The sequence below is a fragment of the Massilia endophytica genome (assembly GCF_021165955.1).
Lineage (GTDB): Bacteria > Pseudomonadota > Gammaproteobacteria > Burkholderiales > Burkholderiaceae_D > Rugamonas > Rugamonas endophytica.
The window spans coordinates 1,578,823-1,604,463 of record NZ_CP088952.1 but is presented as its reverse complement, the minus strand read 5'-3'; the positions used below and the strand labels follow the sequence as shown (position 1 = coordinate 1,604,463).

The 25,641-nt window shown below is 64.7% G+C and carries 25 protein-coding genes and 2 tRNA genes; 13 read left to right on the top strand and 14 right to left on the bottom strand.

Annotated features, from left to right (window positions below; all coding sequences use genetic code 11):
* Positions 1-5 precede the first annotated feature (5 nt).
* The 3 genes from LSQ66_RS07245 to LSQ66_RS07235 all read right to left on the bottom strand — a co-directional run bounded on the left by LSQ66_RS07245 (position 6) and on the right by LSQ66_RS07235 (position 2,505).
* Positions 6-1,238 carry an efflux RND transporter periplasmic adaptor subunit gene (locus LSQ66_RS07245; protein ID WP_231769115.1) on the bottom strand — a complete coding sequence of 411 codons (1,233 nt, stop codon included), beginning with the start codon at positions 1,236-1,238 and terminating at the stop codon, positions 6-8.
* A 191-nt stretch (positions 1,239-1,429) separates the two neighbouring features.
* Positions 1,430-2,284 (bottom strand): alpha/beta hydrolase, encoded by an 855-nt coding sequence (locus tag LSQ66_RS07240; RefSeq protein WP_231769114.1) that lies wholly within the window; start codon positions 2,282-2,284, stop codon positions 1,430-1,432.
* Positions 2,281-2,505: a hypothetical protein gene (locus LSQ66_RS07235; protein WP_231769113.1), complete on the bottom strand. Its 225-nt coding sequence runs from the start codon at positions 2,503-2,505 to the stop codon at positions 2,281-2,283. Before LSQ66_RS07235 ends, LSQ66_RS07240 begins: the two co-directional genes overlap by 4 nt.
* 167 nt (positions 2,506-2,672) lie before the next feature.
* Here LSQ66_RS07235 and LSQ66_RS07230 point away from each other — a divergent pair, with 167 nt between their 5' ends.
* From LSQ66_RS07230 to LSQ66_RS07205, 6 genes are all read left to right on the top strand, one after another.
* A complete protein-coding gene (locus tag LSQ66_RS07230) occupies positions 2,673-3,626 on the top strand; it encodes a LysR family transcriptional regulator (RefSeq protein WP_231769112.1) in 954 nt (317 codons plus the stop codon).
* Positions 3,623-4,573 carry a D-2-hydroxyacid dehydrogenase gene (locus LSQ66_RS07225; protein ID WP_231769111.1) on the top strand — a complete coding sequence of 317 codons (951 nt, stop codon included), beginning with the start codon at positions 3,623-3,625 and terminating at the stop codon, positions 4,571-4,573. The genes LSQ66_RS07230 and LSQ66_RS07225 overlap by 4 nt, the downstream gene beginning before the upstream one ends.
* Before the next feature lie 106 nt (positions 4,574-4,679).
* Complete coding sequence (locus LSQ66_RS07220) at positions 4,680-5,150, top strand: nuclear transport factor 2 family protein (RefSeq protein WP_231769110.1); 471 nt, start codon at positions 4,680-4,682, stop codon at positions 5,148-5,150.
* Between the two features lie 42 nt (positions 5,151-5,192).
* The gene (locus LSQ66_RS07215) at positions 5,193-6,281 is read left to right on the top strand and encodes a sensor histidine kinase (protein ID WP_231769109.1); all 1,089 of its coding nucleotides are present in this window, start codon (positions 5,193-5,195) and stop codon (positions 6,279-6,281) included.
* Positions 6,278-7,009, top strand: coding sequence for a LytR/AlgR family response regulator transcription factor (locus tag LSQ66_RS07210; RefSeq protein WP_231769108.1), 732 nt, complete (start codon positions 6,278-6,280; stop codon positions 7,007-7,009). Before LSQ66_RS07215 ends, LSQ66_RS07210 begins: the two co-directional genes overlap by 4 nt.
* Positions 7,010-7,011: 2 nt before the next feature.
* Complete coding sequence (locus tag LSQ66_RS07205; RefSeq protein ID WP_231769107.1) at positions 7,012-8,181, top strand: acyltransferase family protein; 1,170 nt, start codon at positions 7,012-7,014, stop codon at positions 8,179-8,181.
* Here LSQ66_RS07205 and LSQ66_RS07200 read toward each other — a convergent pair.
* Together LSQ66_RS07200 and LSQ66_RS07195 are read right to left on the bottom strand one after the other, a co-directional pair.
* Entirely contained in the window at positions 8,156-8,932 is a 777-nt protein-coding gene (locus LSQ66_RS07200; protein WP_231769106.1) for a LytR/AlgR family response regulator transcription factor, read from the bottom strand. The genes LSQ66_RS07205 and LSQ66_RS07200 overlap by 26 nt on opposite strands.
* Positions 8,925-10,163, bottom strand: coding sequence for a sensor histidine kinase (locus LSQ66_RS07195; protein WP_231769105.1), 1,239 nt, complete (start codon positions 10,161-10,163; stop codon positions 8,925-8,927). Before LSQ66_RS07195 ends, LSQ66_RS07200 begins: the two co-directional genes overlap by 8 nt.
* A 220-nt stretch (positions 10,164-10,383) precedes the next feature.
* Between LSQ66_RS07195 and ypfJ the strand changes: the two genes are divergently transcribed.
* A complete protein-coding gene (gene ypfJ / locus LSQ66_RS07190) occupies positions 10,384-11,253 on the top strand; it encodes a KPN_02809 family neutral zinc metallopeptidase (RefSeq protein WP_231769104.1) in 870 nt (289 codons plus the stop codon).
* Between the two features lie 99 nt (positions 11,254-11,352).
* A complete protein-coding gene (gene bla / locus LSQ66_RS07185; protein WP_231769103.1) occupies positions 11,353-12,225 on the top strand; it encodes a class A beta-lactamase in 873 nt (290 codons plus the stop codon).
* Positions 12,226-12,231: 6 nt separating this feature from the next.
* Here the strand turns inward: bla and LSQ66_RS07180 are convergent, their stop codons facing one another.
* From LSQ66_RS07180 to LSQ66_RS07160, 5 genes are all read right to left on the bottom strand, one after another.
* The gene (locus LSQ66_RS07180) at positions 12,232-13,383 is read right to left on the bottom strand and encodes an alpha-hydroxy acid oxidase (RefSeq protein WP_231769102.1); all 1,152 of its coding nucleotides are present in this window, start codon (positions 13,381-13,383) and stop codon (positions 12,232-12,234) included.
* Between the two features lie 94 nt (positions 13,384-13,477).
* Positions 13,478-13,918, bottom strand: a complete 441-nt coding sequence (locus LSQ66_RS07175; protein ID WP_231769101.1) for a hypothetical protein — start codon at positions 13,916-13,918, stop codon at positions 13,478-13,480.
* A gap of 20 nt (positions 13,919-13,938) precedes the next feature.
* Positions 13,939-14,178, bottom strand: a complete 240-nt coding sequence (locus tag LSQ66_RS07170; protein WP_231769100.1) for a hypothetical protein — start codon at positions 14,176-14,178, stop codon at positions 13,939-13,941.
* A gap of 180 nt (positions 14,179-14,358) precedes the next feature.
* Positions 14,359-15,084, bottom strand: coding sequence for a 2OG-Fe(II) oxygenase (locus LSQ66_RS07165; protein WP_231769099.1), 726 nt, complete (start codon positions 15,082-15,084; stop codon positions 14,359-14,361).
* Positions 15,085-15,204: 120 nt separating this feature from the next.
* Positions 15,205-15,663 carry an SRPBCC family protein gene (locus tag LSQ66_RS07160; protein WP_231769098.1) on the bottom strand — a complete coding sequence of 153 codons (459 nt, stop codon included), beginning with the start codon at positions 15,661-15,663 and terminating at the stop codon, positions 15,205-15,207.
* Between the two features lie 155 nt (positions 15,664-15,818).
* Between LSQ66_RS07160 and LSQ66_RS07155 the strand changes: the two genes are divergently transcribed.
* A complete protein-coding gene (locus LSQ66_RS07155; protein ID WP_231769097.1) occupies positions 15,819-17,186 on the top strand; it encodes a hypothetical protein in 1,368 nt (455 codons plus the stop codon).
* Positions 17,187-17,237: 51 nt separating this feature from the next.
* On the opposite strand, the gene LSQ66_RS07150 is transcribed toward LSQ66_RS07155, so the two are convergent.
* Positions 17,238-17,314 (bottom strand) — tRNA-Arg (locus tag LSQ66_RS07150).
* 85 nt (positions 17,315-17,399) lie between these two features.
* Positions 17,400-17,476 (bottom strand) — tRNA-Arg (locus LSQ66_RS07145).
* Positions 17,477-17,728: 252 nt separating this feature from the next.
* On the opposite strand from LSQ66_RS07145, the gene LSQ66_RS07140 reads away from it, so the two are divergent.
* From LSQ66_RS07140 to LSQ66_RS07130, 3 genes are all read left to right on the top strand, one after another.
* Positions 17,729-18,538: a response regulator gene (locus LSQ66_RS07140; RefSeq protein WP_231769096.1), complete on the top strand. Its 810-nt coding sequence runs from the start codon at positions 17,729-17,731 to the stop codon at positions 18,536-18,538.
* A 97-nt stretch (positions 18,539-18,635) separates the two neighbouring features.
* On the top strand, positions 18,636-21,569 hold the full coding sequence (locus LSQ66_RS07135; RefSeq protein ID WP_231769095.1) for an ATP-binding protein: 2,934 nt from the start codon (positions 18,636-18,638) through the stop codon (positions 21,567-21,569).
* Positions 21,570-21,759: 190 nt separating this feature from the next.
* Positions 21,760-22,749 (top strand): diguanylate cyclase domain-containing protein, encoded by a 990-nt coding sequence (locus LSQ66_RS07130; RefSeq protein WP_231769094.1) that lies wholly within the window; start codon positions 21,760-21,762, stop codon positions 22,747-22,749.
* 68 nt (positions 22,750-22,817) lie between these two features.
* On the opposite strand, the gene LSQ66_RS07125 is transcribed toward LSQ66_RS07130, so the two are convergent.
* Entirely contained in the window at positions 22,818-23,234 is a 417-nt protein-coding gene (locus LSQ66_RS07125; protein ID WP_231769093.1) for a hypothetical protein, read from the bottom strand.
* Positions 23,235-23,431: 197 nt separating this feature from the next.
* On the opposite strand from LSQ66_RS07125, the gene LSQ66_RS07120 reads away from it, so the two are divergent.
* Positions 23,432-25,066, top strand: a complete 1,635-nt coding sequence (locus LSQ66_RS07120; RefSeq protein WP_231769092.1) for a response regulator — start codon at positions 23,432-23,434, stop codon at positions 25,064-25,066.
* Here LSQ66_RS07120 and LSQ66_RS07115 read toward each other — a convergent pair.
* Positions 25,056-25,568 carry a hemerythrin domain-containing protein gene (locus tag LSQ66_RS07115; RefSeq protein ID WP_231769091.1) on the bottom strand — a complete coding sequence of 171 codons (513 nt, stop codon included), beginning with the start codon at positions 25,566-25,568 and terminating at the stop codon, positions 25,056-25,058. The two genes, LSQ66_RS07120 and LSQ66_RS07115, sit on opposite strands and share 11 nt — an antisense overlap.
* Positions 25,569-25,641: the final 73 nt, after the last annotated feature.

Genomic DNA, 25,641 nt, shown 5'->3' with positions numbered 1-25,641 from the left:
TTCCTTTATTGTTTGGACGTGGCCTTTGCGCCGGTATCGGCAGCGGCGACCTTGTCGTCTTTTTTCTTTTCAGGCTGTGGTGCGGAAGGGTCGAAGTCCATCGCAACCGTTTGCGCGGTCACCGGAGCTCCTGGGCGCACGCGCTGCAGGCCGCTCACCACGATCTTTTCGCCCGGCTTCAGGCCTTCGCGCACAACGCGCAGGCCGTCCACCGTGGGGCCCAGCTTCACGGGGCGGTATTCCGCCTTGCTGTCCTTGTCCACCACGAACACGAACTTGCGGCTCTGGTCCGTGCCGACGGCGCGGTCGTTGATCAGAATGGCCTTGTTCGCATCGGTGCCGGAGAGCTGGACGCGGGCGAAGAGGCCAGGCGCCAGGGCGCGGTCTTCGTTGGCGAAGGTGGCGCGCATGCGCACGCTGCCCGTTTGCGGATCGAGCTGGTTGTCCACGAATTCCAGCTTGCCCTGGTGCGGGAAACCTTCTTCGTTGGCCAGGCCAACCTTCACTACCACCGGCTGGCCTTTGTGCGACTGGGCGCCGACGCGCAGGTAGGTGCTCTCGTCGCCGTCGAAGCTGGCGTATATCCTGTCCATGGAGACCACGGAGGTCAGCACAGCGGAAGCGTCCACGAGGTTGCCGACAGTGATTTCGGCTTTCGACACGCGGCCGTTGATCGGCGAAACCACCTGGGTGTAGGCCAGGTTCAGCTTCGCGGCTTCATACTGGGCCTGGGCTGCGCGGGCGTTGGCGTCGAGCTCCTTCTGGGCCGATGCGCGCTCGTCGAACTCGCGCTGGGCGATGGCTTTGTCGGCCAGCAGGCGTTCGGCACGGGTCAGTTCCAGGCGGGCCAGGTCGGCGCGGGCGCGGGCCGAGTGGGCGGCCGCCTCGGCGCGTGCAGCTTCGGCGGCGTACGGACGCTGGTCGATCACGAACAGCACGTCGCCTTTCTTCACTTCGCTGCCAGGCTTGAAGTTCACAGCCGTGATGAAGCCGCTGACGCGCGCGCGGATTTCGACGCGGTCGATGGCTTCCAGGCGGCCAGAGAACTCCTGGGTTTCAACGACGCCCTTCTCGATCACCGTGGCGGCGGAAATGGGCGGCCCGCCTGCAGCCGGCGCTTCCGCGGCCTTGCCCTTGGCGCTGTCGCAGCCGGCCAGGGTCACTGCGGCCAGGCCTGCGACGGCCAGCGCCGCGACCAGAGGCCGCGCCAGTGCTGTCATGTTTGGAAGTTTTTTCATTTTTAACCCCTTTTTCTATGAAAAATTATGGTGATTGAGCGGCGCCGTCCGCCACCTGCGCAAAACGCAGGCAAAAGCCGGCCCCCACGCTGAAATAGCGCGCTTCTCGGGAACTGCTGCTTAGGAAGTCTTGGTTGTCTACACTGTACTGCCAGCCCGGCAATATGTAAACAAAATACTATATATATCCATCATGCCTGTGGGGCTTCCACTTCCGGCCCCGCGATAAAGGCGGCGATCTCGCTCATGGCGAAGGAACAGGCGCATTCGTTGCGGCCGCCCGGTTCCAGGGGCGGCGCCGGCAGGCGCTTCACCGTCGTCGTCACGCCGCAGGCAATCAGCTTGGCGCCGTACTGCTCCGCCTCGTCGCGCAGGGGATCGTCTTCGGCAGACAGGATCAGCGCGGACGGCAGATTCTTCAGGCGGCTCGACTGCAGCGGCGAGGCGTACGGGTGGGTACGGTCGGCGGCATTCGGCAGATAACCCCGGTAGGCGGCGGCGCACTGGTCGGCGACGGCGGCCTTGTCCGGACAATTCGGCATTTCGCGCATCGAGCAGGTGGAGAGGCCCGGATCCAGCATGGGCATGATCAGCACCTGGCCGCCCAGGGCGGGACCGCCCCGGTCGCGCGCCATCAAGGTCGCCACGGCCGCCACATTGGCGCCCGCTTCGATGCCCGATACCACCAGGCGCTTGCCGCTCCAGTTCAATTTGCTCTTGTTCTTCTTGGCCCACAGGAGCACCGCGTGGGCGTCTTCCACCGCCGCGGGGAATGGCTTCTGTGTCGCCAGGGTGTAGGCCGATGCCAGGCCCACGGTATTCGCATTCATGCTCACGAGGTGGCTCAGGAACTCGTCGCCCTCGTCGATGGAGCCGCCCACGAAGCCGCCGCCGTGGAAAAACACCACCAGCGTATCGCGCTTGCCCGCCCCACCGGCGGTGAACAGGCGGGCGGGCAGGGGGCCCTGGGCGCCGCCGACCTCGATGTCGCGCAGCTTCAGGTCCGGCGCCAGCGGCGCGATCTCGTGCAGCGTGTCCTTCTTCATTGCCGCGCCACTCCGCCCGCGTCGGCCGTCATCACGTCCGGGCACGGCGTTTCGATGGCGGCCACCGGCTCGCCGCGCAGCACTTCATGCGTCAGTGCGTCATAGCCCTTCGCCTCGGCGCTCGCCGCGTGCGAATATTCGTCGGTATAGACCATGCCCGCCAGCGCGAGCGAGCTGAGCGCCACTGCCACTGTTGCAAAGATTCCATCCCGATGTTTCATGACGACTCCTGTCGGCTTCCTTAAAAATTGCTTTTTCCTTGATGCAGTGCGTCAACTATAGACTTGATCTACAATCTGATAAATACGCTAATGGCGAATTGATTGTTCAGGATCCCGAACAATGACAGAGGCGTGACACGGTTTGGACGAGCAAAGGACCCAGTACCATGAACAAGCTGCAGGCCATGGAGGTTTTCGTACAGGTAGTGGATGCGGGCGGCTTCACGCGGGCCGCCGAAGTGCTCCAGCTGCCGAAGGCGACGGTGTCCACTCTGATCCAGGGCCTGGAAACGGCCCTGTCGGTCAAGCTGCTGCACCGCACCACGCGGCACGTGTCCGTCACGGCCGACGGCGCCGCCTACTACGAGCGCTGCCTGCGCATCCTGGCCGACGTGCGGGAGGCCGAGGAATCGCTCTCGCGCACCCGCCTGAGCCCGAGCGGGCGGCTGCGGGTGGATGCGCCCACGGGCCTCTCCAGCGAGATCCTCGTGCCCGCCCTGCCCGACTTCTTCCAGCGCTATCCGGATATCCAGCTGGAGCTTGGCTGCAGCGACCGTCCCGTGGACCTGATCGAGGAAGGCGTGGACTGCGCCGTGCGCGGCGGCGCGCTGCAGGATTCGACCCTGATCGCGCGCCGCATCGGCGTGCTCAATTTCGCCACCTGCGCCTCGCCCGCCTACCTGGCCCGCTACGGCACGCCGCAGCACCCGCTGGACCTGCGCCACCACCGCTGCGTGAACTACTTCTCTTCGAAGACGGGCAAGATCTACGACTGGGATTTCACACGGGACGGAGAGCGCATCCAGGTGCCGATGCCCGGCGTGATTGCGGTGAACGACTCGAATGCCTATGTGCGGGCCGGCCTCTCGGGCCTGGGCATCGTGCAGGTGACGGACTATCTGCTGGATGGGCACATTGCCGACGGCAGCCTGGTACAGGTGCTGGCGGACTGGGTCATCGATCCCATTCCGGTGCACATCGTCTATCCGCAGAACCGCCATCTGTCGGCAAAGGTGCGCGTATTCGTCGAATGGGCATCGGAGCTGTTTGCCGCGCATCCCAGCATGCGCCTGCGCGCGCCCGTCATCCAGCCCTCTACACAGACGGAGATCGCAGCATGAGCCACAAGATTGTTTTCCTGGACCGGGACAGCCTGATCGCCAACGTGCGCCGTCCCGTCTTCGCCCACGAATGGACGGAGTACGCGGCCAGCACGGCGGAGGAGGCCGTGGAACGCCTGCGCGAAGCCACCATCGCCATCAGCAACAAGGTGCCGCTGGGAGCGGAGGCGCTGGCCAAACTGCCGCAGCTGGAGATGATCGCGGTCGCGGCGACGGGAACGAATAATGTGGACCTCGCGGCGGCGCGGGAGCATGGCATCGTGGTCTCGAACATCCGCAACTATGCCCATGCCGCGCTGCCGGAGCATACCTTCGCGCTGATTCTCGCGCTGCGCCGCAACCTGCTCGCCTACCGTGCCGATATCGAAGCCGGGAAGTGGCAGCGCTCCCCCCGTTTCTGCCTCTTCGACCATCCCATCCGCGACCTGCACGGCAGCCGCCTGGGCCTGCTGGGCTATGGCACGCTGGGCAAGGGCGTGGCGCATCTCGGCAAAGCCTTCGGCATGGAGGTGGTGGTGCACACCCGCACGCCCACGGACGATCCGGACGTGCGCAACGTGAGCTTCGACGAGCTGCTGGAAACGTCGGACGTCCTGAGCCTGCACGCGCCGCTGACGGAGCAGACCCGCAACATCATCGGCGCCGAGGAGCTGAAGCGCATGAAGGCATCCGCCATCCTGATCAACACGGCGCGCGGCGGGTTGGTGGACGAGAAGGCGCTGGCCGAGGCATTGACCGGCAATGTCATCGCGGGCGCGGGCTTTGACGTGTTGACGCAGGAGCCGCCGCCCGAAGACAATGTGCTCCTCAATCTGCGGCTGCCCAACTTCCTGCTGACGCCCCATTCCGCCTGGGCCAGCGCCCAGGCCATGCAGCTGCTGGCCGACCAGCTGATCGACAATATCGAAGCCTTCGCCGCCGGCACGCCGCAGAACATTGTGGACTGAGGCCGCAACGTTTCGCCGCAAAAGCCGCACGCTTCACCGCATTGCACTGGCCCGCGCCGAACGCCTCCCATAGAGTTGGATCATCCCAACCCCATGGAGGCTTTACATGAAATTCCTCGCCGGCTTCATTCTCGCTTGCACCATGCAACTGGCCACGGCCGCTGACACCCCGGTGCAGGAGATCGAAAAGATCGTCCACCAGTTCCAGCGCAATATCATCGAGAAGGACGCCGCCGCGCTCGGCGCCCTCTTCCTCGAGAAGGACAATAGCTGGCTCACCGTGCTGAGCGACGAAAGCTACGAGACCATGAAGGCAAAGCATGGCAGCAACATGCCACGCGTGCGCTCATCCAACTATGCCAGCTTCGTCAAGTTCGTCGGCGAGAGCAAGCGCCCCGTCGAAGAGAAGTTCTACAACGTGCAGATCCACACCAACGGCTACGTCGCCACGGTGTATTTCGACTTCGATTTTCTCGACAGCGGCAATGTCGTCAACAAGGGCGCCGAATCCTGGCACCTGGTGCGCACCAACGAAGGCTGGAAGATCAGCTCCATGGTCTACTCCATCGGCCGCTGAACGGCAAGCTAGAATGTCGGCTTTGCGCTGACCAACTTCGCCATGCGACGCACCCTGCCCTCTGCCGTCCCCGGCATCGACCTGGCCGCCGTGCCATTTACCCTGCCGATGCTCGCGGCGCTGGGCATTTCTTCCTGCCTGGCGATCCTCTGGCTGCCGGAGTATGGCCACGGCTATTCCCCGGCCTTCCGCACCCTGTATTTCTGCGCCAACCTGGCCTGGATGGTTCCGCTGATCCTGCTGCAGCGGCGGCTTTGGCGCAGGCAGACCGGCTGGGGGGCCACCTGCCTGATCCTGCTCTGCGTGACTTACGCGATGTCGCTGGCGAACAATGTGCTCGGGCAGGAGCTCGCCATGCACCTCGGCCTGATCAAGGCCCCCGAATGGCACCGCATCCACCGCGGCCTGGACGGCTGCTGGCTGGCCCTCATCGCCTTCTGCGCGGTGCACGCCGTGGGCGCCTACTACGTGGCCCTGAACCGTTCGCAGCTCCAGTTGACCACGGCCCTGCTGGCGGCGCGCGACGCGGAACTGCGCGCCCTGCGCTACCAGCTGCATCCCCATTTCCTCTTCAATACCCTCAATACCGTATCGGCCCTGGTGGTATCGCAGCGCGACCGGGAGGCCACGCGCATGATTTCCCGCCTGGCCGAGTTCCTGCGCGCCACCCTGGACCAGGATGGCCGCCACGAGCACACCCTGGCCGACGAACTGGCGCTGACGGACAGCTACCTCGATATCGAAAAAGCCCGCCTCGGCGAGCGGCTTGTGGTGGAGACCCATATCGGCCCCGGCGTGCTGAACGCAATGGTGCCCTACCTGATCCTGCAGCCCTTGATCGAAAACGCCATCCGGCACGGCATCGCGCGCAGGCAGACGGCTGGACGGCTGGCGCTGCAGCTGGCCTGCGAAGGCGAACAGCTTGCGATCCGCATCGAGAACGACGGCGCGGCCGAAGGCAAGGCCAGGGAAGCGGGAGGCATAGGACTGGCCAATATCGCGGAGCGGCTCGCCATGCTCTACCCCGAGCGCCACGAGTTCACGCAGCAGCACAATGCGGACGGCAGTTACGCCGTGCGCATTACGCTGCCCCTGCGGCATGCACAAGCAACCGGAGCGGCGGCCGCATGATGCGCGTTGCCGTGATCGACGACGAGCCGCTGGCGCGCGAAGGCGTGCTGGCGCGGCTTGCGGGCCGCCCGGGCATCGAAGTGGTGGCCGAATACGCCGACGGCGTGGCGGCCCTGGACGGCCTGCCCCGGTCGCGGCCCGACCTGGTGCTGATCGACGTGGAAATGCCCGGCCTGAACGGGCTTGAGGTGCTGTCCTCGCTCCCGCCTGCGGAACGCCCCATGGCCATCCTGCTGACTGCCTACGACCAGTTCGCGCTGCAGGCCTTCACTCTGGACGTGATCGACTACCTTCTCAAGCCCATCGACGACGACCGCTTCGACGAAGCGCTGGAACGCGCCGAACGCGCCCGCCTTTACCGGCGCCCGGCAGGCGACAGCGCGGCTGCGGCGAACTATGTGCAGACCTTCTCCGTGCGTTCAGGGACGCGGCAGGTCTTTGTCCGCGCGGCGGACGTGAACTGGATCGAGGCGGACGGCGACTATGCCGTGCTGCACGCTGGCGGCAAAAGGCACATGGTGCGGGAGCCCTTGCAGCGTCTCGCGGCGCGCCTCGACCCGGCCGAATTCATACGCGTGCACCGCTCCGCCATCGTGCGCATCTCCCAGCTGAGCGAAATGCAGCGCCTGAGCAATCAGGACGCCCTGCTGCGCCTCCACGACGGAACCCCGCTGCGCGTAAGCCGCACCTATATCCGCCAGCTCCTCACCATCCTTTCAGAAAAATAAGCATGCACGAACAACACATTGCAGCCCGCAACCACGGGCTGGACACCTTGCGCACCATCGCCATCGTTCTGGTGCTGATGTACCACTACATGGTGGTCGTCACAGGCGAAAACACCTTCGGCGTGCTGACCGAAATCGGGTGGACTGGCGTCGACTTGTTCTTTGTTTTAAGCGGCTACCTGATCGGCAACCAGATCTTTTCGTCCCTGCGGCGCGATGGCTCCTTCTCCTTGCGCACCTTCTACGCCCGCCGTCTGCTGCGCACCCTGCCCAACTACTTCGTGGTGCTCGCGCTGTACTGGCTTCTTCCTCAGGTGCTGGCCGGAAGCAGCACGGCAAGCCTGTGGCGCTTCCTGAGCTTCACGCAGAACTTCGGCATGCATCCCGGCGAGACCTTCACGCATTCATGGTCGCTTTGCATCGAGGAGCAGTTCTACATGATCCTGCCGCTGGCCGCGCTGCTGCTGGCGGGCCGGAAGAAGGGGCTCGCGTTCTGGTGGACGATACTGGCCGGCGCCATTGCGGCGGGCATCGCGGTGCGCAGCCACGCCTGGAACGCCCACGGCGCCCAGCTCATCACCAATGCGGACTACTACGAGTACATCTACTACAACAGCCTGGCGCGCTTCGACGAACTGCTGCCGGGCGTGGCCATCGCCTTGATGAAGAACTATTCCCCGGCGCTCTTTGCCCGCATCACCCGCCATGGCAACGCGCTGCTGGCGGCGGGAACAGCCGCAGTGCTGATCACCTTCTGGCTGCTGCTGTCCTTTCTGAACGTGGAAGGCAAAGGCTGGGGATGGGCCATGACGGCGTTCGGCTATCCGATGGTAGCCGCCAGCTTTGCCGTGCTGGTGCTCTCGGCGCTGAGTCCCGGATCGCTGCTGCAGCGCTTCCGCGTGCCGGGCGCCGAACAGATGGCGCTTTGGTCCTATGCGGTGTACCTGGTGCACAAGCCCATTTTCAAGCTCGCCATCGAGCCCCTGGCTGCCCGCGGCATCGATACCGCCTCCGCCGCCGGCATTACGCTGGTGATGGCGGCGAGCAGTGCCGCGGGCTGGCTGCTGTACTGGGCGGTGGAGACGCCGTTCATGCGCCTGCGTTCGCGCTGGTTCCCCGCAAACGCCCCGCAGCGCCTTCCTGCGGCTACATATTCCGGAACTGCGTCATGAAGGCCTGGCTGACCTGAAGGGTCTCCGGGCGGTTCTTCAGGCGCATGACGCCCTTGCCCATTTCGTCCCTGCTGATCGCCGACACAGCTTTCAGGTTGACGATGGTGGAGCGGTGGATCTGCTTGAAGATGTCCGGGTTCAGCACCTTGAGCAGGTCGCAGATCGGCTTGCGCAGCAACGCCTCGCCTTCGGCCGTCATCACCACCGTGTACTTGTTATCGGAGCGGAAGTAGGCGACGTCGTCGATCATGATCAGGCGCGTGTCGTTGCCCGAGCTGGCGGTAAGCCAGGTGAGCGGCGGCTCCTTGCTAGCCGGGCGCAGGCTGGCGTTCAGCTGCTGCAGCAGCTCCGCCAGAGCGGCGGGCTGCGCGGCGCCGCGCGCGGCCCGCTCCTTCAGGCGCTGCACCGTGGCAGCCAGGCGCTCGCGGGTCACCGGCTTGAGCAGGTAGTCCACGGCGCCCTTCTCGAAGGCGTCGATGGCGTACTGGTCGTAGGCCGTCACGAACACGATCTGTGTGCGCAGCCCCGCTTCCAGAACCGCCTGCGCCACGTCCATGCCGCTCAGGCCCGGCATGCGGATGTCGAGGAAGGCCACGTCCGGCGCGTTCTCCGTGATCTCTTCGAGCGCGCTGCCGCCATCCTCGCAGGCGGCAACGATCTGGAGCTCCGGCCATACAGCGCGCAGTTCCGAGATCAGGGCCTCGCGCAGCAGGGCCTCGTCCTCGGCCACCACGCAGCGCAGTTCAGACATGGCTCGCTCCTTCCTTCGCGGCCTGTTCGACGCCGATGGCGGGCACGGTAATGGTCGCGGCAACGCCTTCCGGGAAGTTGGACACGATGGACAGCGAAGCGCCCGCGCCGTAGATCAGGGTAAGCCGCTCGCGCACATTGCGCAGGCCGATGCCGGTGCCGCCGCCGTCCTGGCTGAAGCCGCGCCCATCGTCCGCCACCGTCACGGACACCGTGCCGCTGGCCGCCGCCGCCATGATCCAGATGGTGCCGCCGCCCGGTTTTGGTTCGAGGCCGTGCTTGATGGCGTTCTCCACCAGGGTTTGCAGCATCATCGTGGGAAACGGCACGGACAGCAGGTTGGCGGGCACCTGGATCTGCGGCATGAGGCGCGAACCCATGCGGATCTTCAGGATGTCCAGGTAGGCCTTCGCCCGTTCCAGTTCCGCGCCGATGGTGGAGAGCGCGTCCTCGGTGCGCGGCATGGAATGGCGCAGGTAGGAGATCAGGTTGCCCAGCATTTCGTCGGCGCGCGCCGGGTCGGTGCGCGTGAGGATCTGGGCGCTGGCCAGGGTGTTGTACAGGAAGTGCGGCTCGACCTGGGCGTGCAGCAGGTTCAGTTTCGCGACCGTCAGCTCCTTCTCGGTGACGGCCTCCTTCACGTCCGCCTGTTCGCTGCGGCGGCGCTGGGCCACGCGTCGTGTCAGGGAGCGCGAGATCGCCTCGGCGTTTTCGAGATTGGTGCCGTCGTCCACCAGGAACCAGTCGGTCCAGGCAGGACGGGCGGGCTCGCAGATGACCGCCAGGCTGCCGGCGCCGTCGTTCGGGGTGACGGTCGCGAGAATCTGGTTGCGGCTCACGCCCAGCAGGCGCGCCAGGCGCATGCCGCCGCTTTCGTTGGCATAGGGGTCCAGGCGGCGCACGCGGGCCCGCACCTGCAGGCTGTCGCGCGCACTGTCCACCTGCCCCGCACCCGGCAGTTCGCGGATGGCCGCATCCACCATGTCGAATGCCTCGCCGGACTCGAAGGGCACTTCGATCTGGCGCCGCTGCCGGCTCGACACCGTATCGTTATCGATCCGGCCCGCAATCAGATGCACGCGGCGCAGGTGGGAGAAGGCGACCACGACGACGTAACTGAGCATTGCGAAGCAGCCCAGCACGACCCAGCCGCCCTCGACCTGCTCATAGGGCTCAACCACCAGCTTGATCAGGGTGATGGAGCTGACGATATACACAAGCGTCCAGGCCATGACCAGACGGAGTATGAAAAAGGTGCCGGTAATCACGATTGGTTTCCTCAATGTTGGGATTGGAGGTGAAGATATCAGATTGGCCCCGGACGCCGCCAGCTTTGGCGACGAAACCCCGCCTGCGGCGACGAAGCCCCCGTTTGGCGCGATGCACGGCCCTGTGCGCCACGAAAACAGGCCAGCACGTATAGTCGGCAGAAAAACCGGAAAGGAGCGTGCCATGCGATGGAGAGGCAATCGCGAAAGCGAGAATATTGAAGACCGGCGCGGCAGCGGAGGCGGCGGCGGTTTCGGGCTGGGCGGCAAGTCGATCGGCATCGGCGGCGTGATTGTCGCGCTGATCGTTTCCTGGGTGTTCGGGATCAACCCGTCCACAGTGCTCAGCCTCATGGGCGGCGGCGGCGCCCCGGTCCAGCAACAGGCCGACACCCCCACCAGCAAGCCGCAGGACGAAGCGGGCAAGTTCGTGTCCGTGGTGCTGGCCGATACCGAGGATACCTGGACCGCCCAGTTCAAGGAACACGGCCAGGCCTACCAGCCGCCCCACCTCGTGCTCTTCGAGCGCGCGACCGGCACGGCCTGCGGCACCGGCCAGTCGGCCACAGGCCCCTTCTACTGCCCGCTCGACCGCAAGGTGTATCTCGACGTGAGCTTCTTCCAGGAGCTGGAAAAGCGCTTCGGCGTGAACGGCGAGTTCGCCCAGGCCTATGTGGTGGCCCACGAGATCGGCCACCATGTGCAGAAGCTCACGGGCGTCAGCGACAAGGTCGAGGCGAGCCGGAAGCACAGCTCGTCGACCATGAACAACGCCATGTCGGTACGGGTGGAGCTGCAGGCGGACTGCTACGCGGGCGTGTGGGCCAACCATGCCAACCGTTCGCGCCAGATCCTGGAACAGGGCGATGTGGAAGCGGCCCTGAAGGCGGCCAGCGCCATCGGCGACGACGCCATCCAGGCCAAAACGCAAGGCCAGGTGGTGCCGGATTCCTTCACCCACGGCAGCTCTGCGCAGCGCGTGCGGTGGTTCCGCACCGGCCTGGAAAGCGGCTCCATTGAGCAGTGCGATACCTTCGACACCGATACGCTCTGAAGGCGGCGGAACGCATTTACAAAATGTAATGATATAGGGGGTTTCCCTCACGAAAACGGCTGTACAATCACGCGCATTGTCCCGCCACGGAGGAACCCCTTGACCATCCAGACCACCCGCCGCCGCCTCGTGCTGGCCGCCGCCGCCCTGCCCTTCATTCCCGCCTTCGCCCGCGCCACTCCGCCAGGAAAAATCCAGAATGCCTTCCAGGCCCTGGAAAAAGACCTGGACGGCCGCCTCGGCATCTACGCCATCGATACCGGCACCGGCCGCGAATTCAAATACCGCGCGGAAGAAGCCTTTGCCATGTGCAGTACCTTCAAGCTGATGCTGTCGGCGGCGGTCCTGCAGCGCAGCCTGAAGGACCCCGCGCTGCTGGGCAAGCGCATCATGTACAGCAAGGCGGACATGGTCTTCCACGCGCCCATCACCGAGAAGCATATCGACGACGGCATGACGGTCCAGGAGCTGTGCGCGGCCACCATGCAGTACAGCGACAACCCCGCCGCCAACCTGCTGATGAAGGAACTGGGCGGACCCGCTGCCGTCACCGCCTACGCCCGCAGCATCGGCGACACGGCCTTCCGCCTCGACCGCTGGGAGACCGAGCTGAATTCCGCCATTCCCGGCGATGAGCGCGACACCACCACCCCGCAGGCCATGGCACAGAGCCTGCGCAAGCTGGCCCTGGGCGACGCCCTGCCTGCCGCACAGCAGAAATTGATCGTGGAGTGGCTGATCGGGAACACGACCGGCGCCACGCGCATCCGCGCAGGCCTGCCCAAGGAATGGAAGGTCGGCGACAAGACCGGCGCAGGCGCCTACGGCAGCAACAACGACGTTGCGGTGGTATGGCCGGCCGGACGCGCGCCGGTGATCATGTCCATCTTCACGGTGCGGAACCAGAAGGATATCGATTCGCGGCCGGACGTTCTGGCATCGGCCGCGAAGCTGATCGCCGAGGCGCTGTAAAGCGCCTTACAGCGGGTAGGAACCGGGCAGCAGGATATTCCGGTCCACCCGCTGCACATCGCGCAGGCCGCAGAAGGCCATGGTGATATCGAGCTCGTTGCGGATGATTTCGAGTGCACGGCGCACGCCCTCCTCGCCCATTGCTCCCAGCCCGTACAGGAAGGCGCGCCCGATGTAGACGCCGCGCGCGCCCAGCGCCAGGGCCTTGATCACGTCCTGCCCCGAACGGATGCCGCCATCCATGTGCACTTCAATGCGCTTGCCTACCGCTTCCACAATGCCTGGCAAGGCTGCGATGGACGACTGCGCGCCATCCAGCTGGCGGCCGCCGTGGTTGGAGACAATCAAGGCATCGGCGCCGCTGTCCGCGGCCAGCCGCGCGTCCTCCGCATCCATGATGCCCTTGATGATCAGCTTCCCGCCCCAGCGCTGCTTGATCCACTCCACGTCCTTCCAGGACAGGGTGAGATCGAACTGCTGGCTGGTCCACGAGGACAGCGAAGACATATCGGATACCGACGTTGCATGGCCAACGATATTGCCGAACTGGCGGCGCTTCGTGCCCAGCATGCCCAGGCACCACGCGGGCTTGGTCGCCATGTTCAGGATATTCGGCAGCGTCAGGCGCGGCGGCGCGGACAGGCCGTTGCGGATGTCCTTGTGGCGCTGGCCCAGCACCTGAAGGTCCAGGGTCAGCACCAGCGCCGAGCACTTCGCCGCCTTGGCACGGTCGATCAGGCGCTCGATGAAGGCGCGGTCCTTCATCACGTACAGCTGGAACCAGAAAGGTTTGGTGGTGTTGGCCGCCACGTCCTCGATGGAGCAGATGCTCATGGTGGACAGCGTGAAAGGTACGCCGAACTGCTCCGCGGCGCGCGCCGCCAGGATCTCGCCATCGGCATGCTGCATGCCAGTAAGGCCCGTCGGCGCCAGCGCCACCGGCATCGACACCTCCTGCCCCGCCATGGTCGTGCGCAGCGAGCGGTTGGACATGTCCACCGCCACGCGCTGGCGGAACTTGATCGGCTCGAAATCGCTGCTGTTCGCGCGGTAGGTCGACTCGGTCCAGGAGCCGGAATCGGCGTAGTCGTAGAACATGCGCGGCACGCGGCGTTGCGCCATGCGGCGCAGGTCTTCAATGCAGGTGATGGTCTTCATGCGGCCATGATCCCGCATTTCCCGGCGATTGCCAATAGATGAGCGGCCTGACATTTGGCACAAGTTCACTCGCCGTGCGCGCGCACGGGAGCCTTCACCTCCGCCGCAGCGTAGGGTGATACAACACCCGCATGATGGTCGCGGTTTTCAGGCTGTACATCCTGAGCAGGCTTTCAGCATACTCGCGGCTTTCTGTCTGGATGGCGCGCACTGCACGCTCGCAGATCGCAGCCGTTGTTTCATTCACGCGGCGGTTGAGCGTGGACACGGCGTCACCCGGCATGTGCATATGCACGCTGCGCTGCTCGGCTCCTCCGGTGCTGGTCCCCGGTACAGTGAAAGCCTCATAGCCCGGCTTTACGTCACTGTTCCGGCGCGGTCCACGCGTCGACAGCACCCTCAGGGCAATCTGCGCGGAGAATGCACGCTTGCGCAGGTAATGCCAGGCCTGGACGCGTCCCCTGGCCCGGCTGAGCCGAAGGGCGGACATGACAACACTGGCAAGCCGGCTATCGATGCGCCGGTCGCTATTCATACCGCCCGCTGAAATCGGCCTCATCGGCATCTCGACCTCATCGCCTGCGCTTCGTAGGCGGCATTGCGCTCCTCGCTGGCTCCAATGGAATTCGACGCATCGTCGACGAGGGCGAGGGCACGTTCAAGCGTGGCCGCGATGTCGGCCACAGTATTGCTGGATAGTGCGCTCTCTGCGTAATCGGCATCAAAGCGGTGCCGGTGCGGGACAATGCCCTGCGAGGCCGGACTGTGTGGGTGGGTTGCTGAACTGGCTGGCATGACGTCCTCCTTCCGAATGAAAGTGCCGCGCAGGCAGGGCGGGCGAGGAACGGTGGAGGCTCATCCGGAATTGCCGGTATCGGCAAGGCGTTATGAAAGACCAGTATTGAAAGCAGCCGCGTGAGCGCGTACGAACCACTATACACGCCCGCGGGCCGCGCACGATTGCGCGCCCTTGGGCTAGCGCGGCTCGCCGTGGTCGCGGAAAGCCGGATCGAAGGTATAGAAAGCGGGCATGGTGAAGCGCGTGCCCGAGCGGACCTTCAGCACGGCGTGCTCGTGATGCCAGCCGCTCGTGAAGGCGACCAGGGCGCCCGCCTTCGGCTTGATCACCACATCGAGCGCCGTCAGATAGAACTCGCCGCCCTCGTAATCGTCGTTCAGGTAGACGATGCTGGCGAAGTTGCGGTGCGGGCTCGAATGCGGCGCGCCGTCCGCGTGCGCGGCGTCGCAATGCGCGTCCATGTGCATGCCTTCCGGCCAGCGCACCAGCTGAATCGTGTCGGCGTAGATTGGCGCGGTCACCGCATAATGTGCGGCGATACGCGCAATGGCATCCCGCTTCGCGCGGTGCATGATGGCGCCTGCTTCGGGCAGCGCGGCCGATACGTCCGTGTGAAAGAGGATGCGGCCTTTCCAGTAATCCTGCGCCACATAGTCCACGTTCTGCCGGTCCGCCAATTGCCCGGCGGCGGCCAGCAGCGTGGCGCACTCCTCTCCGGAAAGAAAATCCGGCACATAAACGAAATCCGCCTCAATGGCGGGCGCATCGGGATCGAGCACCCGGGTCTGGGCTGACGGCGACAGGATTCCCTGCGTCAGCCTCGCCCGCCCCGCCGCGTTCCGCTCCGTCTGCGCCGAGGGCAGCCGGTCCAGGACGCTTCCGGCGCGCCATTTGCGGGGCATAGCGGCCCACCCCGGCTGCCCATAAGGGCCACGCGGCGGCGGCACCGCCCCGATCAGGCGCCCAATCGCATAAAAATGAATACGCATTTCTCCACAGTATCACGCCGCCTTGGGGAAACGCTAGTCCAGTGCGCTCCCGGCCACCGCGGACTGGATATCGGCCAGGTCTTTCAGGATGGCCTTCCTTAACACGCCACGGAAGAACAATCGGAGGGGAATGGACATGAACCAGGCGCCAACGCTTTGAGCTTGGGAGTCGTGACGGCTGACAAGCTGGACATTTCCATCACTGCCGGACAGGCGGATAGTGGTCAGGAAAACAAAGCCGTCGCTTTCGGCTCTGGTTTGATAGAACTCGTTCTCGGCCGCTTCCGTCACCCACTTCTCGACGGTCGCTGGCTTACCGAAAAGAATTCTGGTCTCCCGCCATCTCAGACCGGCCAGCCCCGCCACCGGCTTCTCCACAATCTCGATTTTTTCAATCCCCGTGACGATGTTGGCGGAGTTTTCGATATCGGCAGCAGCCGCCCACACCGCAGCCCTGGGTGCCTCGATATTTATTTGTGCTTCCACTCGCATGTTTGCTCCAAGCCGGTTATATCGCCAGCGACAAAAAAATTACCGACTAGCGGTCATGGATATCGTACACTAGCCCTGTTGCACAAACAATAATAACCGGCATATGCCGATATTCGTTCTTAACTAGATGTTCAACCATGGGGAGCAACAAAAGTATGAAACGGATTATTCTCGTTCTGGGCCTATTATTATCGTTGGGACACGCCTCCGCGCAAGTGACCGTCGTGCCCGCGATCGTCGCTGGGGCCGTAGCCAAGGACGTGATCAACGATATCAACGACAAGCTTCGCGCCCACATTACGCAGGCGACCATATCGGGCGATTATCTGCTGGAAAAAAGCGCGCGCGAGCTGCAATTACTGCTCGCAAATAGCGACACCGTTTTGAAGGGAAACATCGACCGCACCTTCGACCATCTGACCCAGCAACAGCAGCAGTTCCTGAAAACCGCGGCGGAGATGACCAACAAGCTCGATGAATTCGCCGAAAAGACAATGTCGATCGAGCAGTTTGCCGCAATGGACCTGAATACGCTCCTGGGCACACTGCCTTTCGTGGATGGGAACGCATTCTTGCTCAAGCGGGTACAGGGCTACAGCCAGGTTTATAAGACCAAGGGCACCTACACCGTCAAATTCACTGGCCAGGCATTTAAACAGGGCCGCCGCGTGCTGGTCACGATTAACGGCCAGATCGTGCAGCTGCAGCCTTTTTCGACGGATTATGTCGCCGTGGCCGAAATCCCGGTTTCGCTGGTGAACCCGCTGTTCAAGGACAAGGACGTGAACCGTATCAAGGTCACGGTGCAATCCTGGGAAAAACGCAAGTATCTCGGCAAGCTGGTGAAGGGCGCCGAGAAGCAGGTACTGAACTACGATACCGATATTCTTCTGCTGCCAAAAAAACCCACGACGGTGGAATTGATGGAAGTAACTGCCGGGAAAGGTTGGAGTCAGGAAATCTACACCATCAGCGGCCAGAAGCTCGCCTCTCCAACCGGCTGCAATGGATGCTGGATCAGCTACGAAGTCAGCGTGACCATTCCCATGGGGACCCTGATGATCCCGGACCGTACACGCGCCTGGGTCTCCTCCGGGGTTGCGCCCGGCACCTGGGGCAACTGGTCCGAGGGCATCAGGTTCACCGACGTAGGCCCGAATGGCCCAACCCGGGCCGCCAGAATTTTTGCCCACCAGATTCACGACCAGGCGAGGATGCTGGACATGGAGGTCTCATACCGCAAGCCGCTGGTGACCGCTGGCCGCAGGAAGGTTGCGTTGAAGGAGGCGATGTCCAATGAGGAGGTGACCGACGGCCTGGCTTACGACGTGATGTACGAAGGGACATTCAGCGAAGAGTACGCTGGCTACTATCTGCGCCTGAAGCTCTTCAACGGCAAGGAAGTCACGCTGAACGAAGTTTCGCCCAATCCCCCAGGCATCGTGGTGTCGCCGAATATTCAAAGCAGTATCAAGCGGGTCACCGTGACACTGAAGAATCCCTACGAGCAGTTCGGCAATTAAGAGAACTGAAAGAAAAAGGGACCAGATCTTCCGATCTGGTCCCTCAGATTGTGGCGCGGCTGGCAGGAATCGAACCCACGACCCCTTGGTTCGTAGCCAAGTACTCTATCCAGCTGAGCTACAGCCGCACAAACTCATTATAACAGGCAGTCGACACCACCTGCTTTATTCACGCCCCGCTCGACAGCGGAACATGTTTTACAACTCAAATTCTGGCGCGGCTGGCAGGAATCGAACCCACGACCCCTTGGTTCGTAGCCAAGTACTCTATCCAGCTGAGCTACAGCCGCCAAGAAGCAAAATTATATCGCATCCATTTCATGTTGGAAAGGTTGAACTTTCCAGCAAAAAACACTGCGTCTTCTGCTCTCTTCCGGAGGGTCAGCTCCGAAAGAAGCGAGATTATAGACAGAAGTGCAGGGCTTGTCCAGAGTGAAAATGAAGAGATTGTGGCGGGCGTCCGTTTGCGCCCGCGCGGCACGCCCGCGGCCCCTTGGTGTATTCTCCCATCTGCGTTTTAACAAACACAGCGCCCGCGCACGATGACATCCTCCACCGACAACGGTCCCAAGGGCCCCGGCGCCTCCGGCGCAGGCCCTGTCGAACACTGGCCGCTGCCCATGCGGCTGACGGTGGACATCATGCGGAACACTCCCCTGCCCATGGTCCTGATGTGGGGCCGGCAGCAGATCATGCTGTACAACGCCGCCTACGCCGAACTGGCCGGCCTGCCGCCCGAACGCACCCCAGGCGGCCGCGTGCCCGCCATCCAGCCCGACGCCTGGAGCTGGGACCCGTCCGTCATCGAGGCGGTGTGGGCGGGCGAGGTGCGCGACTGCCCGCGCCAGACCATCAAGCTCATGCAGGGCGGAGCCATCACCGAACACTGCTTCGACCTGCACTACACGCCGATCCGCGAAGAAGGCGGCGCCGTGGCGGGCGTGCTGTGCGCGCTGGCGCCGCCCAGCGCCGCGCCGCCGGAGGCGGAGGCACAGCCGCTCTCCATTCTCGTGGTGGAGGACAACCTGGACGCGCAATACCTGGTCTGCGAAATGCTGCGCACCTTCGGCCACGAGGTGGAAGCGGCGGGCAGCGCCGAGGAAGCGCTGCAGATGCTGGAAGGCCGCCACTTCGAGATCCTGCTCAGCGACGTCAGCCTGCCCGGCATCTCCGGCGTGGAGCTGGGACGGCGCGCCCTGCGCCGCCAGCCGGGCCTGCACGTCGTCTTCGCTTCGGGCTACAGCAACTCCCTCACGGACCAGCTGGACTTCCCTGCCCTCTCCATCCAGAAGCCCTACGACATCGAGCAGCTGCAGGCCATCCTGCAGCGCGCCGCCGCGGCAGCCCAATAACGGCGGGCAACGGTGCGGCCCCCGCTCCCATGGCGAGGCTACAATCGGCTTCTCGGCAAGGTCATCCTGCCGCCCGATCCACGCAGCGAAGATTTTCATGATTTTTTCCCCCGGGCCCGATACCAGCAACGCCTCCTCCCCCGGCCTCGACCGCTCCGCCCCGGCGGCGCATGACGCGCCGCGCCAGGACCAGGCTCCGCTGCAAACCGTGCTTGACAGTATTACCGACGGCCTGGCCATGGTGGCGCCGGACTGGACCATCCGCTACATGAACGGCCCGGCCCACGACATGCTGTGCGAGGACCGCTGCCAGGACGTGGCCGGCGCCGACCTGTGGCAGGCCATTCCTCCGCTGCGCGGCACGGTCTTCGAAGCGCAGGCCCGGCTTGCCATGGAACGCCAGCAGCCCTGCAATTTCGAGCTCTACTACCTGCCGCGCCAGCGCTGGCTGGAAGTGCGCGCCTATCCCTCCGCCGAGGGCCTGAGCTTTGCACTGGCGGACATCCACCAGCGCAAGCAGCAGGAACGCGCGCTGCGCGAGAACAGCAACCGCCTGCAGGTGGCCATGGCCGCGGGCCGGCTGGGCGACTGGAGCTGGGACGCGGCCAGTGGCCTGGTGATGCTGGGCAACCGCGCCGCCGACCTCTTCGACCTGCCCGCCGACACGCCCGTGTCCTGGTCCACCCTGCAGGACCGCATGGTGACGGAGGACCGCGAGCCCGCGCGCCACGCCCTGCTGGAGGCCTTCGCCCGCCGCAAGGACTTCAGCATCGAATGCCGCATCGAAAGGCCCGCCGGCCAGCGCCGCTGGCTTTCCATCGTGGGCCACGGCAACTACGACGATGCCGACCAGCTGCTCAGCATTACGGGCATGGTGCAGGAGATCACGGAACGCAAAGCCGCGGAAGATGCCCTGCGCCACAGCGAAGAGCAGCTGCGCGCACTGGCCGACTCCATCCCGCAGCTGGCCTGGATCGCCCAGGCCGACGGCGCCATGATCTGGTACAACCGGCGCTGGTTCGAATACACGGGCACGACCGAAGACGACATGCTGGGCGACGGCTGGCAGCAGGTCTACGACCCCGCCTGCATTCCCCCCATGGTGGCGCACTGGCAGCAGGCCATCGCCAGCGGCCAGCCCTTCGAGATGGAGTTCCCCATCCGCGGCGCCGACGGCCAGTACCGCTGGTTCCTGACGCGGGCCAATCCCGTGCGCAATCCCGAGGGCCGGATGGTGCGCTGGTTCGGCACCAGCACGGATGTGGACCAGGTCAAGCGCGCGCAGGAGGCCTTGCGCGACGAAACCAATATCCTCGAACTGCTCAACAGCACCGGCAACGCCCTGGCCCGCCACCGCGACCTGCAGCCCCTGCTGCAGGAAGTGACGGATGCGGCTACGCGCATCAGCGGCGCGCGCTTCGGCGCCTTCTACTACAACCACCATGACGGCGGCCCGCTCACGCTGTACACGCTGGCGGGGCGCCCGATGAGCGACTATGGCGACCTGGACCGCGAGCGCGCCGGGCCCCTGCTGGGCGCGAGCCTGAGCGGCGAGAGCATTACGCGCTGCGACGATCTGGCCGTGCATCCCGAATGCGCCCCCGACAGCATGCTGAACCAGCTGCGCGGCATGCGCAGCTTCCTGGCCGCGCCCGTCATCTCGCGCTCGGGCGACGTCACGGGCACCCTGCTCTTCGGCCACCCGGAACCGAACATGTTCACCGAGCGGACCGAACGCATCCTGGCCGGTATTGCCGCCCAAGCCGCTATCGCCATCGACAATGCGCGCCTGAACGAGGCGGCGCGCCTGGCCGCGGAGGAGCGCATCGCCCTGCTGATCAGCGAACGCAGCGCGCGCGAGGAGGCCGAGCGCAGCAGCCAGATGAAGGACGAGTTTCTCGCCACGCTGTCGCACGAGCTGCGCACGCCGCTCACGGCCATCCTGGGCTGGTCGCAGGTGCTGCGGCGCGGCGGGCGCGGCGAGGCGGACCTGAACAAGGGCCTGCAGACCATCGAGCGCAATGCGCGCGCCCAGGCCCAGCTCATCGAGGACCTGCTGGACATGAGCCGCATCATGTCCGGCAAGGTGCTGCTGGACCTGCAGAGCGTGCAGCCCGCGGCCGTGGTGGACGCGGCCATCGACTCCGTGCGGCCCGCGGCCGCCGCACGCAATATCGGCATCGAACGCGATTTCGCGCCCACCGGCCTGGTGGCCGCCGATCCGGGCCGCCTGCAGCAGATCGTGTGGAACCTGCTGACGAACGCCATCAAGTTCACGCAGCAGGACGGACGCGTGCGCATCGCCATCCGCGAGAGCGCGGGCCAGGTGGAGATTGCCGTGAGCGACACCGGCATCGGCATCGGCGCCGAGTTCCTGGGCCATGTGTTCGAGCGCTTCCGCCAGGCCGACGCCTCCAGCACGCGCCGCCATGGCGGGCTGGGCCTGGGCCTGTCCATCGTCAAGCACCTGGTCGAGCAGCATGGCGGCACGGTGGGCGTGGAGAGCGCGGGCGAGGGCCAGGGCGCGAGCTTCACGGTGCGCCTGCCGCTCGCCACAGCCAGCGTGCTCGCCAGGTCCCAGCCCGCCGCCCCGCGCCATCTGCCCCCGCGCCGCGCGCCGCAGGAAGTGGGCGCACAGGATCTGCACGGCCTGCGCGTGCTGGTGGTCGACGACGAGCCCGATACGCGCGACCTCATCAAGCGCGTGCTGAGCGATTGCAATGCGCGCGTGGAAGTGGCGGGCGGCGCGGCGGAGGCCCTGCAGCTCATGCCGGCGGTGCAGCCGGAGCTGATCGTGAGCGACATCGGCATGCCGGAGATGGACGGCTTCGAACTGCTGGCCCGCATCCGCGCCCTGCCCGCTCACCTGGGCGGCCGCACGCCGGCCATTGCCCTCACGGCCTTCGCGCGCGCCGAGGACCGCGAACGCGCGCTGCAGGCAGGCTTTGCGAGCCATATCGCCAAGCCGGTGGAACCTGCCGAATTGATCACAAGCGTTGCGTTTGCTGCAACGCAAGGCCAGCACGGCTGAAAAAATCTCCTACGGCGACTCCTACCCATGGACGCGGCAATGTCCTACAAGAAACTTAGAGGCGCTTTGATAGACTTCAAAGACGTTGTGCTCGACTTGTGAGCATGTTTTTTTGACACGTGCGCCGCAGCAAATCGCGGCACGCTACACTTGCTTTTCACAGGCTCGATGCCTGACCGATGAGACTACTATGCCCAGCCCCGATGAGATCCTGAATGCCAAGATCCTGGTGGTTGACGACTGCGCTGACAATGTGGATCTGATGCTCGAGATCCTGCGCGAAGCCGGCTACACCAACGTCATGGCGACCATGCTGCCCGACCAGGTCTGCGACCTGCATCGGCAGCATTGCTACGATCTCATCCTGCTGGACCTGCAGATGCCGGGCCTGAACGGTTTCCAGGTGATGAAGGGACTCAAGGAGATCGAGCAGGATGGCTATCTGCCCGTGCTGGCCCTGACCGCCCAGCCCAGCTTCAAGATCGCCGCCCTCGAAGCGGGCGCGCGCGATTTCATCAGTAAACCTTTCGACCTGCTCGAAGTGCACAAGCGCATCCACAACATGCTGGAGGTGCGCCTGCTGTACAAGGAGCTGGCCCAGTACAGCAAGCAGCAGCAGGAGCTGGCCCTGCACGATCCCCTCACCGGCCTGCCCAACCGGCGCCTGCTGGAGGACCGCATCGCCACCAGCCTGCAGCACGCCATGCGCCAGCAGCGCAAGGCCGCCGTCATGTACCTGGACCTGGACGGCTTCAAGGCCATCAACGACACCCACGGCCATGCCTATGGCGACGAAGTGCTCAAGCAGGTGGCGCAGCGCCTGGTGGGCACGGCGCGCAAGGAAGACACGGTGGCGCGCGTGGGCGGCGACGAGTTCGTGATCCTGCTGTCGGAGGTGAGCGGGCTGGCCGATGCGCAGGAACCTGCCTCCAAGCTGATCGAGGTGGTGTCCGAACCCTATCTGGTGAACGGCGTCACGCTCAGGCTCTCCACCAGTATCGGCATTGCCCTCTATCCCGACGATTCGGAGTCGGTGGGCGAACTGATCCATGCGGCCGACAACGCCCTCTACGAAGCCAAGCGCGGCGGCAAGAACCGCTACTGCGCCGCGCCGGGCAGCGCCCTGGCGGCGGATGCGGCCCTGAACCGGATGAAGAACGTGGTCGGCAGCGTGGCCTGAACTCCCCTAATGAAAAAGCCCCGCGGGCGGCCTGGCGGCCGGCTGCGCGGGGCGGCTATCACTTGTCCTTAATGTGCCGTGGCTGCTTCCTTCCCAGATTCCGTCGACTCCTCCACCTTGCCGGCATGCTGGTGGTCGGTCTGCGCGTCCACTTTTTCGGGCGGCACTTCGATGCGCGTGATGCCCGAATCGACCGAGATGGGGTCGCTGGCCGGGAAGGTCATTTCCACCGCGTCGTCCAGCAGCACTTCCTTGGCCACTTCGCCGGGCGCCATCTGCTCCTCGTCGGCCAGGGTGGTGATGGCGCTGGCCCACTTCACGAAATTCAGGTTGGCCAGCTCGCGCACGGTGCTGATGCCGAAGGCCTGCTGCAGGGCTTTGGCGTCCTTGACGCTGACACCGCGCAGCGCGCTGAGCGGTGCGTCGGCCAGGTCGCGGAAGCATTTGCCCAGGTAATCCTTGTCCACAACGGTATCGATATTCATGATGGTCCTTTCAAGCGATAAATTGTCAAGCCAACTATGGCATGGCGCCCCAGCCGTGTATGTGCGCAATCGAACTTTGGGGTGCGTTCTGTTGCCGTGCAGTCTTTTGACTTTGCAGGGGGCTGTTGTTATGATCCAAACCAACTTTTGACGCTAAGCATCTTTTTTTGCGCCGCGAACAAAACCGAAGAAGCACCGTGCCCAAACTAGACAAACCCAAAATCCTGGTCGTCAACGACGACGCCAACAGCCTGTTCGCCTTGACCAGTCTGCTTGGCCAATGGGCCGAACAGGACTCCTACGAGGTCATCGCCGCGCGCAGCGGCGAGGAGGCCTTGCGGCAGGTGCTGATGAACGATTTCGCGGTGATCCTGCTCGACGTTAACATGCCGGGCATGGACGGCTTCGAAACGGCCGAGGCGATCCACCAGCGCGCCCGTTCGGCCAATATCCCCATCATCTTCATCACGGCCTTCGTGGCCGATGAGCTGGACCGCCTGAAGGCCTACCAGAAGGGCGCGGCCGACTTCCTCTTCACCCCCGTCATTCCCCAGGTGCTGTACGCGAAGATCTCCGTCTTCGTGTCGCTGGCCATGAAGAACGAGGAGCTGAAGAAGCAGGCGCGCCAGCTGAGCCAGCGCACCACCGACCTTATCTCCAGCAACAAGCGGCTGATGGAGGAGATCGAGGAGCGCAAGGTGGCCGAGCGCCAGAACCATGCGAAGGACGAATTCCTGGCCATGCTGGGCCATGAGCTGCGCAATCCCCTGAGCGCCATCAGCAGCGCGGCGGCCCTGATCGGGCTGCCCGGCGTGTCGCAGGACGGGGTGGCGCGCGCCAAGCAGATCATCCAGCGCCAGAGCCATCACCTGGGCCGCATCGTGGACGACCTGCTCGACCTGAGCCGCGCCATGTCCGGCAAGATCCTGCTCAACCGCACGCCCCTCGACATGGCGGCCCTGGTGGCCAACTGCCTGGAGACCTACCGCACCACGGGGCGCACGGCCGACTTCACCATCAATACGGAACTGGAACCCTGCTGGGTCAGCGGCGACGTCACGCGCCTGGAACAGGTGTTCAGCAACCTGCTGGACAATGCGCTGAAATACACGCCGCCCGGCGGCACCATCGAAATTTTCGTGGAAGCGGAAGAAGAGGACGTGGTGCTGAGCCTGCATGACACGGGCATGGGCATCGCTCCCGAACTGCTGCCCAATGTCTTCGATGTGTTCGTGCAGGGCACGAGCACCATCGACCGCGCGCAGGGCGGCCTCGGCATCGGCCTGGCCCTGGTACGGCGCCTGGTCGAGCTGCACGGCGGTTCGGTGCAGGCGCAGAGCGCCGGGCCGGGCGAAGGCAGCACCTTCGTCCTGCGCGTGCCGCGCACGGAGAAGCCGGCGGCTGCGCCCGCTGCGAAGGCGGAACCGGGCCAGGGCGGCAAGCCCCATGTGCTGCTGATCGAAGACAATGAGGACGGCCGTGAAATGATGGCCATGATGCTGGGCTGCCACGGCTATGAAGTGGACCAGGCGCCCGACGGCCTGCGCGGCCTGGAGATCGCCTCCAGCGTGCGGCCCGACATCGCCCTCGTCGATATCGGCCTGCCCGGCATCGACGGCTACGAGGTGGCGCGCCGCATGCGCGCCAACCCTGACACCCACCATGTGCGCCTGATCGCCCTCACCGGCTACGGCCTTGCCGAAGACCAGCGCCGCGTGCTGGAGGCGGGCTTCGACCTGCACCTGGTGAAGCCCGTGGATATCGACAGCCTGAACCAGGCTATCGCCAGCTGCACCGCCGGCGCGGCGCCGGCGCTCACGCTCAAAGAGTAGGCTGGTTCATGCGGCCCTGCTGGCCGCCGGGCACTTCCATGCCGGGAACGAAGTCCACTTCGTCCTTGCGCGCCTGGATCTGCTCGGCCAGCGAGACCAGGTCCAGGTCCGCCTTCTTCGCCTTCGGGAACATCTCGCCCTCTTCTTCCTTCACGTGGTGGTCGATGTATTCGCCCAGCACCTTGACCTTGGCGTCGTACAGCTCGTCGTGCGGGTCCATGCTGCTGATCTGGGCGATGAGGTCCTTGGCGGAGGCGTGCTCCACGGTGGCCTCGTCCACCAGGTCCTCGGCCTCCTCGGCCGCCTCGCGCATGGCGGGATAGAAGATCTCTTCCTCGGCGGTGGCGTGCTTGGTCAGCTCCAGGCAGATCTTGTCCGCCAGCTTCTTCTTGCTGGCGAAGGCGCGCTCGCCCAGCTCCTCGTATTCCTTGAACATGGCTTTGACTTCGGCGTGATCCTGCTTCAGCAGGGCGATTGCATCCTGGGATTTGCTGGCGCTCATGGCTACTCCTCGGTGGTTGATGATGTACGGGCACAGCTTCCCAGCTTTGCATCAGCCTGTATGTGCGGCACTT

Coding starts and splice junctions, on each gene's coding strand:
- LSQ66_RS07245 (WP_231769115.1), bottom strand. CDS start 1,238: ATGAAAAAACTTCCAAACATGACAGCACTGGCGCGGCCTCTGGTCGCG.
- LSQ66_RS07240 (WP_231769114.1), bottom strand. CDS start 2,284: ATGAAGAAGGACACGCTGCACGAGATCGCGCCGCTGGCGCCGGACCTG.
- LSQ66_RS07235 (WP_231769113.1), bottom strand. CDS start 2,505: ATGAAACATCGGGATGGAATCTTTGCAACAGTGGCAGTGGCGCTCAGC.
- LSQ66_RS07230 (WP_231769112.1), top strand. CDS start 2,673: ATGAACAAGCTGCAGGCCATGGAGGTTTTCGTACAGGTAGTGGATGCG.
- LSQ66_RS07225 (WP_231769111.1), top strand. CDS start 3,623: ATGAGCCACAAGATTGTTTTCCTGGACCGGGACAGCCTGATCGCCAAC.
- LSQ66_RS07220 (WP_231769110.1), top strand. CDS start 4,680: ATGAAATTCCTCGCCGGCTTCATTCTCGCTTGCACCATGCAACTGGCC.
- LSQ66_RS07215 (WP_231769109.1), top strand. CDS start 5,193: ATGCGACGCACCCTGCCCTCTGCCGTCCCCGGCATCGACCTGGCCGCC.
- LSQ66_RS07210 (WP_231769108.1), top strand. CDS start 6,278: ATGATGCGCGTTGCCGTGATCGACGACGAGCCGCTGGCGCGCGAAGGC.
- LSQ66_RS07205 (WP_231769107.1), top strand. CDS start 7,012: ATGCACGAACAACACATTGCAGCCCGCAACCACGGGCTGGACACCTTG.
- LSQ66_RS07200 (WP_231769106.1), bottom strand. CDS start 8,932: ATGTCTGAACTGCGCTGCGTGGTGGCCGAGGACGAGGCCCTGCTGCGC.
- LSQ66_RS07195 (WP_231769105.1), bottom strand. CDS start 10,163: ATGGCCTGGACGCTTGTGTATATCGTCAGCTCCATCACCCTGATCAAG.
- ypfJ (WP_231769104.1), top strand. CDS start 10,384: ATGCGATGGAGAGGCAATCGCGAAAGCGAGAATATTGAAGACCGGCGC.
- LSQ66_RS07180 (WP_231769102.1), bottom strand. CDS start 13,383: ATGAAGACCATCACCTGCATTGAAGACCTGCGCCGCATGGCGCAACGC.
- LSQ66_RS07175 (WP_231769101.1), bottom strand. CDS start 13,918: ATGAATAGCGACCGGCGCATCGATAGCCGGCTTGCCAGTGTTGTCATG.
- LSQ66_RS07170 (WP_231769100.1), bottom strand. CDS start 14,178: ATGCCAGCCAGTTCAGCAACCCACCCACACAGTCCGGCCTCGCAGGGC.
- LSQ66_RS07165 (WP_231769099.1), bottom strand. CDS start 15,084: ATGCCCCGCAAATGGCGCGCCGGAAGCGTCCTGGACCGGCTGCCCTCG.
- LSQ66_RS07160 (WP_231769098.1), bottom strand. CDS start 15,663: ATGCGAGTGGAAGCACAAATAAATATCGAGGCACCCAGGGCTGCGGTG.
- LSQ66_RS07155 (WP_231769097.1), top strand. CDS start 15,819: ATGAAACGGATTATTCTCGTTCTGGGCCTATTATTATCGTTGGGACAC.
- LSQ66_RS07140 (WP_231769096.1), top strand. CDS start 17,729: ATGACATCCTCCACCGACAACGGTCCCAAGGGCCCCGGCGCCTCCGGC.
- LSQ66_RS07135 (WP_231769095.1), top strand. CDS start 18,636: ATGATTTTTTCCCCCGGGCCCGATACCAGCAACGCCTCCTCCCCCGGC.
- LSQ66_RS07130 (WP_231769094.1), top strand. CDS start 21,760: ATGCCCAGCCCCGATGAGATCCTGAATGCCAAGATCCTGGTGGTTGAC.
- LSQ66_RS07125 (WP_231769093.1), bottom strand. CDS start 23,234: ATGAATATCGATACCGTTGTGGACAAGGATTACCTGGGCAAATGCTTC.
- LSQ66_RS07115 (WP_231769091.1), bottom strand. CDS start 25,568: ATGAGCGCCAGCAAATCCCAGGATGCAATCGCCCTGCTGAAGCAGGAT.